At 38.9% G+C, this 8,769-nt stretch carries 9 protein-coding genes and 1 tRNA gene; 5 read left to right on the top strand and 5 right to left on the bottom strand.

Going from position 1 to position 8,769, the window contains the following annotated elements; translation table 11 throughout:
* Positions 1-328, top strand: a 328-nt coding sequence (locus B0B05_RS07050; RefSeq protein WP_076782956.1) for a transposase, incomplete at its 5' end; no start/stop codon positions are given.
* Between the two features lie 121 nt (positions 329-449).
* On the opposite strand, the gene B0B05_RS07045 is transcribed toward B0B05_RS07050, so the two are convergent.
* Positions 450-523: transfer RNA gene (locus B0B05_RS07045), tRNA-Asn, on the bottom strand.
* Positions 524-610: 87 nt separating this feature from the next.
* A complete protein-coding gene (gene rseP / locus B0B05_RS07040) occupies positions 611-2,080 on the bottom strand; it encodes an RIP metalloprotease RseP (RefSeq protein WP_076782955.1) in 1,470 nt (489 codons plus the stop codon).
* 376 nt (positions 2,081-2,456) lie between these two features.
* On the opposite strand from rseP, the gene B0B05_RS07035 reads away from it, so the two are divergent.
* A complete protein-coding gene (locus B0B05_RS07035) occupies positions 2,457-3,359 on the top strand; it encodes a pirin family protein (RefSeq protein ID WP_076782954.1) in 903 nt (300 codons plus the stop codon).
* Positions 3,360-3,428: 69 nt separating this feature from the next.
* Here the strand turns inward: B0B05_RS07035 and B0B05_RS07030 are convergent, their stop codons facing one another.
* The 3 genes from B0B05_RS07030 to B0B05_RS07020 form a co-directional block, all read right to left on the bottom strand.
* Positions 3,429-3,866: a DUF6646 family protein gene (locus B0B05_RS07030; RefSeq protein WP_076782962.1), complete on the bottom strand. Its 438-nt coding sequence runs from the start codon at positions 3,864-3,866 to the stop codon at positions 3,429-3,431.
* Between the two features lie 161 nt (positions 3,867-4,027).
* Positions 4,028-5,053, bottom strand: coding sequence for a cytochrome d ubiquinol oxidase subunit II (locus tag B0B05_RS07025; protein WP_076782953.1), 1,026 nt, complete (start codon positions 5,051-5,053; stop codon positions 4,028-4,030).
* Positions 5,050-6,393, bottom strand: coding sequence for a cytochrome ubiquinol oxidase subunit I (locus B0B05_RS07020; RefSeq protein ID WP_076782952.1), 1,344 nt, complete (start codon positions 6,391-6,393; stop codon positions 5,050-5,052). Before B0B05_RS07020 ends, B0B05_RS07025 begins: the two co-directional genes overlap by 4 nt.
* Before the next feature lie 175 nt (positions 6,394-6,568).
* Here B0B05_RS07020 and pgi point away from each other — a divergent pair, with 175 nt between their 5' ends.
* The 3 genes from pgi to B0B05_RS07005 are packed head-to-tail and all read left to right on the top strand — an operon-like array spanning position 6,569 to position 8,758.
* Complete coding sequence (pgi, locus tag B0B05_RS07015) at positions 6,569-8,212, top strand: glucose-6-phosphate isomerase (RefSeq protein WP_076782951.1); 1,644 nt, start codon at positions 6,569-6,571, stop codon at positions 8,210-8,212.
* A gap of 35 nt (positions 8,213-8,247) precedes the next feature.
* Positions 8,248-8,469: a hypothetical protein gene (locus tag B0B05_RS07010; protein ID WP_076782950.1), complete on the top strand. Its 222-nt coding sequence runs from the start codon at positions 8,248-8,250 to the stop codon at positions 8,467-8,469.
* Positions 8,459-8,758 carry a type II toxin-antitoxin system RelE/ParE family toxin gene (locus B0B05_RS07005; protein ID WP_076782949.1) on the top strand — a complete coding sequence of 100 codons (300 nt, stop codon included), beginning with the start codon at positions 8,459-8,461 and terminating at the stop codon, positions 8,756-8,758. The genes B0B05_RS07010 and B0B05_RS07005 overlap by 11 nt, the downstream gene beginning before the upstream one ends.
* Positions 8,759-8,769: the final 11 nt, after the last annotated feature.

Below are 8,769 nucleotides of genomic sequence, written 5' to 3'. Positions count from 1 at the left end.
GTTTAATGAATATCCAGATTTGGAAAAAGCTTACAATTTATCCGATAAACTAAGGAAAATTTATAATCAGAACACATTAAAATCTGTAGCAATGCTCAAACTTGCCCATTGGTTTAAAGATGTGGAAGAATCAGGTTTTAAATCCTTTTCAACACTTAAAAATACGATTACAAACCATTATAATGACATCCTGAATTATTTTGAAAGAAGAAGTACCAATGCATCTGCAGAATCGTTTAATTCGAAAATAAAGCAATTCAGAATGCAGCTTAGAGGTGTTAAAGACAAAGTATTTTTCCTTTTCAGATTATCTAAAATTTTTGCCTAGTCCCCAAGGTTTGATCTTGATCCCAAAAATAGCATTAAAATAAAATACTTTTGTTCGTGAAATGTTCGTGACAAATATAAAAAAAGACACTCACATTTCTGTAAGTGTCTCGTTTTCAGCGCTCCTCCTGCTGGGCTCGAACCAGCGACCCTCTGATTAACAGTCAGATGCTCTAACCAACTGAGCTAAGGAGGAATGTTTCTTTTTGCTTTAAGCGTGTGCAAATATAGAAACTTTTTTTATTCTTCCAAAACTTTTTTCAAACTTTTTAAAAAAAATTATTTAGAATTTTCCGGTGATCCACTTAACAATGTCATTTCCAAATATTAACACCATTAGGCCGAGTAAAAAAATCACACCTATCATTTGTGCATTTTCCAAAACTTTCTGCGGAACCGGCTTGCCTGTGATAATTTCCCACAAAGTAAACAGTACATGACCACCATCTAATCCCGGTATTGGAATCAGATTAAGGAAAGCCAGCCATATAGAGAACATCGCTGTAAAACCCCAGAAAAACTCCCAGTTGATGGTTTCCGGCATTTGTTTGATAATGGCTATCGGGCCACCCACTTTTTTATAGCCCTGTGTTTTTGTATTGAAGATAATTTTGAACTGCTTAATCTGCATTGTCAGCACATCAATAGTTCTTGTAAGTCCCCTAGGGATTGCCTGTAGAAAAGAATAATGTTTTGTTGTTTCGCTTTTTGCCAAATAACTTTCAGCAACCTTTGTATCTGGTGAGAATCCCAGTTTACCATCAGCAGTAACCTGCACAGTGACTTTTTCCGGTTTTTGGTTTCTAATGAGTGAGAGCTCCACAGTTTGTCCTTTATGATTTTTTAGATTACTGCTCAGCTGATCAAAATATGGTGTTGCCTTACCATTAACCGCAACAATGGCATCGCCTTTTTGCAGCCCTGCTTTTATGGCAGGCATATTTGGAGCCAGGCTGTCAATAACGGCAGGAAAACGCGGGCTAAAATAGAGACGTGCCTCATTGGCATGTAAAACATCTGCAACACCATCCTCGTTAATTGGGAATGTCACCTCTTTTCCGTGTCTCAGGACTGTTGCATTGTTGGCAAAAAGCATATTCACGATAGACGTTTCCCTTCTTTCCGCAGGTTTACCATCAATTTTCAGGATTTTATCCCCTGTTTCCAGTCCCATTTTTCTACCAGCATCAGAAACTGCAATTCCGTTTTCGAATTTAGAATTGTCATGGAAAGTTTCTCCCTTAAAGTAAGATAGGCACGAATAGATGAACCAGGCCAAAAAGAAATTAACGGTTACACCACCCATCATAATAATCAGCCTTTGCCAAGCCGGTTTTGCACGGAATTCCCAAGGTTGTGCCGGTTTTTTAAGCTGCTCGGTATCCATACTCTCGTCCACCATCCCGGCGATTTTTACATAACCACCAAAAGGCAACCAGCCAATACCGTATTTTACACCATCATGTTTTCTCCAGTCGCTATCCGGAAGTTTGGTAATATCAATCGGCTGAACGACTTTTTTGCCGTCTATCACCACTTCTTCCTCAGTCGGTTGGTTTTGAGAAAAGAATTTGTACTGCCATTTCCCGTTAATTTTCTTCATAGAGAAAATGGAGAAATAAGGATCGAAAAATAAAAAGAATTTATCAACTTTGGTTTTGAACCATCTGGCCGGTAAAAAGTGGCCAATCTCATGTAAAGTTACAAGTATAGAGATACTTAATATAAATTGAAATAATTGTGTAAGTGTCATTGATTAATGTTAATATTAAAGGTATGCAAAGGTAGTCATTTCGTCAGAAACTGTACCATTATAAAATCTTTGTCAAAAAGTCATCTAACATGCAATCAAGCTCAAGCATTTGAATAGCATTTGACTCTGTCGATTTGCCATTTATATTTTTACGTCAGCATTTCCCGCCCTTGTAGTTTATCCTGAACTTGTCGAAGGGCTCCCGCTTTGTCACACTGAGGTTCTCGGAGTGTCCGCTCAAACCTAACGGAGAGGTTCATCGATTCAGATTAAAATAAACAATACGTTGAGATAAGTCGGGCTGCATGTAATTCGATGATCATTAGAATAAAAACTAATTTTAAATCGTTAATTTTATTCCAAATTACAAGCAACTATGTCAAATATTCAGATGATTATAGAGGAGCGTGCGGCCGATATCGGTAATTTTTTGGTAGGCAAGCTATTGCCATTTTCACAAAAAAGAAGCGTTGGCTCTTTTGTTTTTATAGACCACATGGGTCCAGCCGCGCTAAAGGATTACCAAAATCTGGACATTCCGCCGCATCCGCACATTGGGCTGTCTACACTCACTTATCTCTTCGAAGGCAGTATTATGCATCGGGATTCTCTGGGTAATGAAGTCGAAATACAGGAAGGTGCTGTCAACTGGATGACGGCCGGTAAAGGTGTAGCGCATTCCGAAAGAACTCCCGAATACCTGCGGACAACCGATAAAAACCTTCACGGGCTGCAGATTTGGGTAGCGCTGCCAAAGACGCTTGAATATATGGAACCAGAATTTTTTCATATTGATAAAGATGATATCCCGGCCTGGACGGATAATGGCATTAATTATAAACTAATTGCTGGCGAAATCCTTGGGCGCAAATCACCGATGCCGGTATATTCGCCACTTTATTTTCTGGAAGTTAAAAATACGCTTCAGGAAGATCAGGAAATTATCCTGGGCAATTATCTTTTTGGAGAATCTTCGCTTTACATTTTGGAAGGTAATATCGAGAGCGATGGTAATCTTTACAGCCCCAAACATATTCTGATTGCAAAGGATACCCAATTGTGCCATTTTATTCTGAAAGCCAATTCTACGGTGTATATTTTTGGAGGAGAACCTTTTCCTGAAACCAGGCATATCTACTGGAATTTTGTCTCATCAGATGTCAATACCATCGAAGAGGCCAAAACAAAATGGGCCAATCACGAGTTTCCTAAAGTGAAGGACGATGACGGCTATATCCCGTTGCCATTACAAAACAAAAATCTCAAATTGAAAAGGTAACACTACTAAACAAAAAAGCATTCCTGAATTTCGGAATGCTTTCTTATTTTATGTGATTTGGTGTAGAAACTAGAAGTTGAAAGAAACCCCGATACTACCGTTGTTTCCAGCCTCGATATAGGCTCCGATATTGTCATTGAAGAAGTATCTCACACCTAGGTGGACACCCAATCCAAATTCGCTTCCCAAAAGACCAAGGTCTGCACCAGGATAAATATCCCATTGGCTAGGCAAATTCAACGGGTCCTGCAAGTGAAAATTAACACGTCCAAAGATGAAAAAATTATTATCCTTGTTGTCGTCTTTATAACCGCTAAAGTAGATGTTTGCTCCACCTCCTAATGATACAATTTTTGACAAACCGTAATCATAAGTTCCTGTGATCCCTGTACCATTCCCCCAGGCGTTAAGCCCTACCTGAAGTTTCTGATCGCCCTTACCTGTCCAAGCCTGTGCATAAGACAAAACACCGGCAAAAAGCCCGATTGTTAATAATAGTTTTTTCATAAGTAGATTTTTACTGTTTTTAATGGTCATATGTTATCGCTGTATTTTAATTGGTGTTTGCTCTCCCAATTACGGCGATTTCATAAAAGACAAGTTTATTTAATTCGTATGAAAATCACAGTATCAAAAATAAGACCAACAATGGCAGAACATAATATATGCTATGACTTTTGTTTTATAGACTTCTTGCTTTGGTCTCCAAAAGACAGTAAAAGATAAAATAGGAATGGCAGGATAAATATGCTTCCCAAGAGTAATCCCCAGCCCAATGCTGCAATGGTTTTAGGCGCGGCGCTTTCATCAAAAAGCGACAACGAAGTTCCATCTGCAAATAATATAATATCCGGATTGTGTTGGTATGTTGCTGCTATTAGTATCATAACAATCTGAAAACCGCCTAAAAACCTTACCAGCAAAAAATTTTTCTTCTTAATGGCTTCGTTGGTGAAAAGCAAACTGATGGTTGCAAGTGTTATTACTACAATACCCAAAGCCTGAGAGAAAACATATTTTACAAGCGGAATACCCGAATAATATGCACTCAAAAAAACCAAAACCCCTGTTAGCACAACATACACTGCTGTTTGTCTTGCTTTTCTGATCATTAGAGGAAGTGCATCACTTAATCTGGCCTCATGGAGAGAAAACAACGATGCCAGATAAGCACAAAGTGCAATAGTAAATAGCCCGACACATACACCAAAAAGATTAAGCCAACTGAAAATATACAGGCTTAGGAAATCTTTTGCCTCTGGATCGATAGATCTGCTGATGGTTGCTGCAGCCAAAATCCCCAGAAAAAACGGTGTAAACAGGCTGGAGTAATAAAAGATCCGGGCATATACTTTCTGCCAACTGTCATCTACCGCATCATAATTACGAAATGTAAAGGCCGTTCCTCTTGCAATAATCCCAACCAACATCAGTGCCAGCGGAATATGAAGGTAAATAGAAACAGTGGTATAAATGGTGGGAAACCCTACAAATAAAACAACAATCGCAATAATCAGCCACATGTGGTTAGCTTCCCAAATGGGTGCAATTGATTTGGACATAATCTTCTCTGTTTTGCTTCGGTAAGACTTCCTGGAAAACAACTCCACAATACCTACTCCAAAATCGGCTCCGCCCATAATCAGATATAGGCAGATTGAAACCCAAAGAAATGCAATAACTACGTAAATCATAATTTCTTATTTTTAGGATTATAATTAGGGTCTGTAGGATCATATATTTTGGGAACCATTTTGATCTGGCGAAGCAATAAGAATATGATGATTAATGACAAAGAAATAAATACCAGCGTAAAGAAATAGAAAGAATACTGTATACCCGGCATTGGTGTAACCGCATCAATCGTTTTCATAATCCCATAAATAATCCAGGGCTGCCTGCCGACTTCTGTCACCGTCCAGCCAGCTTCCAAAGCAATATAACCAAACGGGATGGCGATCACAAACATCTTGAGAAACCACTGCTTGTCCAGCCAGCTCCGTTTCCAGTAATTGGCAATCAGATAAAAAATGCCAATTATCATCATCACAACTCCAAAGAAAATCATGATCTGAAACGCATAATGAACAACAGCAACCGGAGGCCAGTGGTCTTTGGGAAAATCCTTAAGCCCTTTCACTTCTGCATCAAAATCTCCAAACGCAAGAAAACTAAGAACTTTAGGCACTTTGATCGCATATTTAATCTGTTCATTTTGCTGATCGGGGATTCCACCGATCACAAAACTAGCCCCTTTTTCAGTATCAAAATGTGCTTCCATCGCTGCCAATTTTATAGGTTGTCTTTTAGCAACAGATTTGGCGGCGACATCCCCGCTGATAGGCGCCAGGAGTGCTCCGATAATAGCAAATCCGGCAGAGATCCGGAAGGCTTTTGTATGGAAATTGACATTCTTTTTCTTCAGAATCATCAACGCGTGTATGCCGGCAACAGCAAATCCTGTAGCAGCAAAAGCGGCCACCGTCATGTGAAATGATTGTGGAAACCATGCCTCATTAAACATTGCTTTGACAGGGTCGATATTCAGGTATTTCCCATTGATGTAATCAAATCCTGCCGGGCTGTTCATCCACGCATTAGCCGCAACTACCAGAATGCCAGATGTTAAACCACTTACACCAACTACAACACCACAAAACCAGTGGAACCATTTATTAAACCGCTTCCAGCCATACAGGAAAAAGCCAATGGCAATAGCTTCGATAAAAAAGGCGGTCCCTTCCAGCGAAAAAGGCATCCCAAAAATAGGACCGGCATGCTCCATAAACTTAGGCCAAAGCAGGCCCAGTTCAAAAGACAGCATCGTCCCGGATACAGCACCTGTTGCGAAAAGAATGGCCACGCCTTTGCTCCAGGCTTTGGTAAGCCCTTTATAAACTTCGTCTTTGGTAGTCAGGTATTTGTAATGAGAAAACGCCATCAGAAAAGGCATCACCATCCCAACACAGGAAAATACAATGTGGAAGCCTAATGACATTGCCATCTGAGATCGGGCAGCTAAGAAATCATCCATAATCTCAATTTTGATCGTAAAGTTAGGGTTTTTATATTCAAAAACAGGTTACATCCGGTGAAAAAGAACGTGAGATTTCCAAAAAACTAATTAGATTCAAGTGGTTGATTTTTCTTAAATTTGCTGGTCTTATCAGTTTCTTACCTAAGATTAATATTAATTAAAATACTTAAGAATGCTACCTAAAATAAATCCGACTCAAACCGCTGCGTGGAAAGCCCTTGATCAACAGTTTGCTAATAACGACTTCAGTTTGAGAACACTTTTCCAATATAACCCTAACCGTTTTTCAGAATTTTCTTTAAAGACAGATTCTTATCTTTTTGATTATTCTAAGAATTTGATTGATTCTAAAACGTTGGGATTACTGCTAAACCTTGCCGAAGAAACACAACTGAAAGAAGCCATAGAAAAAATGTTCTCCGGTGACAAAATCAATGAAACCGAGGGCCGGGCTGTGCTTCATACTGCTTTGAGAGATTTTTCTGACAAGCCAGTTTTGGTAGATGGAGAAAACATCAAACCCGGCATCCAAAAGGTTCTTGAGCATATGAAAGCTTTTTCGGAATCGGTGATATCCGGTTCTCACAAAGGCTTTACAGGAAAACAAATTACGGATGTTGTCAACATCGGGATTGGCGGTTCCGACCTTGGCCCAGTCATGGTCTGTTCTGCGCTTAAGCATTTCAAAACAAGACTGGATGTGCATTTTGTATCTAATGTAGACGGCAATCATCTGGCTGAGGTTGTCAAAAACCTTAATCCGGAGACTACGCTGTTCATCATTGCTTCCAAAACATTTACCACGCAGGAAACCATGACTAACGCCAACTCTGCCAAAGACTGGTTCCTGAAATCGGGAGCTAAAAATGAAGATGTGGCCAAACATTTCGTGGCATTGTCTACTAACATTGATTTAGTTGAAAAATTCGGGATTGCAGAAGACAATATTTTTGAATTCTGGGATTGGGTTGGTGGCCGTTATTCGCTTTGGAGTGCAATTGGATTAAGTATCGTTTTGTCTGTTGGTTATGAAAATTTTGAACAGTTGCTGAGAGGTGCTTATGAAACCGATGTCCACTTCCAGACCAAAGATTTCAAAGAAAATGTTCCTGTTTTGATGGCGCTTTTAGGAATCTGGTACCGCAATTTCTACGCTGCAGGGACTTATGCTATTTTACCATATTCCCAATATCTAGATCGTTTTGCGGCTTATCTCCAACAAGCTGATATGGAAAGTAACGGAAAATCGGTCGACAGAAATGGTGAGTTTGTAGAGTATGAAACGGGGCCAATCATTTGGGGAGAACCTGGAACCAATGGACAACACGCTTTTTACCAACTGATTCATCAAGGTACAGAATTAATCCCGGCAGATTTTATAGCTTATGCCAAATCTTGCAATCAAGTGTCTGATCATCAAGATAAATTACTAGCCAACTTCTTTGCCCAAACCGAGGCTCTGGCGTTCGGCAAAACAAAAGAAGAAGTATTTGCGGAGCTAATGTCATCCGGAAAAACAGAAGAAGAGATTGAAAAACTGATTAATTATAAAATATTTGCTGGTGATACGCCCACCAATTCATTTTTGTTCAAAGAGTTAACACCTTTTTCATTAGGCCAGCTGATTGCATTGTATGAGCACAAGATTTTTGTACAGGGTGTCATCTGGAATATTTTCAGTTTTGACCAGTTTGGTGTAGAATTAGGAAAAGTTTTGGCCGGTGCCATTCTTCCGGAACTGGAAACTGCAGGCGATGTAGAAACCCACGACAGCTCTACCAACGGATTGATTAATTATTATAAGTCAAACAGATAGGATTTTTTCATTAATTTTGATTAAATATTAATGTCATGACACAAATCACAATACAGCTTAAAGACAAAGAGGAAGAAACATTTGTGGAAACCTTTCTGAAAAAGATGAAAATCCGTTTTGAAAAGAACGAAGATATCGATTTGGAATTGACAGATGAGATGAAAAGGGTGATTGATGAGCGTCTGAAGGAAGATAAAAGCACAGCAGTTGATGCAAGTGAATCTTTAAGAAAAATCCGCTCAAAATATGGATTATGACCTGAAATTTTTGCTTTCAGCAGAATTAGATATTGAGAATGCTACGGATTATTATGCCAATATTTCAGTAAGAGTTTTAAAAAGTTTTAATAAAAGATTAGATGAGGCATTATTAAAAATCTCAATTAGCCCTTTTTTCCAAAAGAAATATGAAGAAGTTCGTTTTCTGGCCTTAAGAAACTTCCCATATATTGTTTTATACGAAGTTGATGAAGAAATAAAAACAATCTATATCCTCTCCGTTTTCTGCACGCATCAAAATCCTGAAAAATATCCTGAAACCAAATAAATCTAAAAAGT

This window comes from Epilithonimonas bovis DSM 19482 (assembly GCF_900108115.1).
GTDB classification, from domain to species: domain Bacteria; phylum Bacteroidota; class Bacteroidia; order Flavobacteriales; family Weeksellaceae; genus Epilithonimonas; species Epilithonimonas bovis.
The sequence above is the reverse complement of the archived record's forward strand: the minus strand, read 5'-3'. Positions and strand labels throughout refer to the sequence as shown.

What these genes read in the sequence shown, in the direction of transcription:
- rseP (WP_076782955.1), bottom strand. Translation starts at nt 2,080, where the DNA reads ATGACACTTACACAATTATTTCAATTTATATTAAGTATCTCTATACTT.
- B0B05_RS07035 (WP_076782954.1), top strand. Translation starts at nt 2,457, where the DNA reads ATGTCAAATATTCAGATGATTATAGAGGAGCGTGCGGCCGATATCGGT.
- B0B05_RS07030 (WP_076782962.1), bottom strand. Translation starts at nt 3,866, where the DNA reads ATGAAAAAACTATTATTAACAATCGGGCTTTTTGCCGGTGTTTTGTCT.
- B0B05_RS07025 (WP_076782953.1), bottom strand. Translation starts at nt 5,053, where the DNA reads ATGATTTACGTAGTTATTGCATTTCTTTGGGTTTCAATCTGCCTATAT.
- B0B05_RS07020 (WP_076782952.1), bottom strand. Translation starts at nt 6,393, where the DNA reads ATGGATGATTTCTTAGCTGCCCGATCTCAGATGGCAATGTCATTAGGC.
- pgi (WP_076782951.1), top strand. Translation starts at nt 6,569, where the DNA reads ATGCTACCTAAAATAAATCCGACTCAAACCGCTGCGTGGAAAGCCCTT.
- B0B05_RS07010 (WP_076782950.1), top strand. Translation starts at nt 8,248, where the DNA reads ATGACACAAATCACAATACAGCTTAAAGACAAAGAGGAAGAAACATTT.
- B0B05_RS07005 (WP_076782949.1), top strand. Translation starts at nt 8,459, where the DNA reads ATGGATTATGACCTGAAATTTTTGCTTTCAGCAGAATTAGATATTGAG.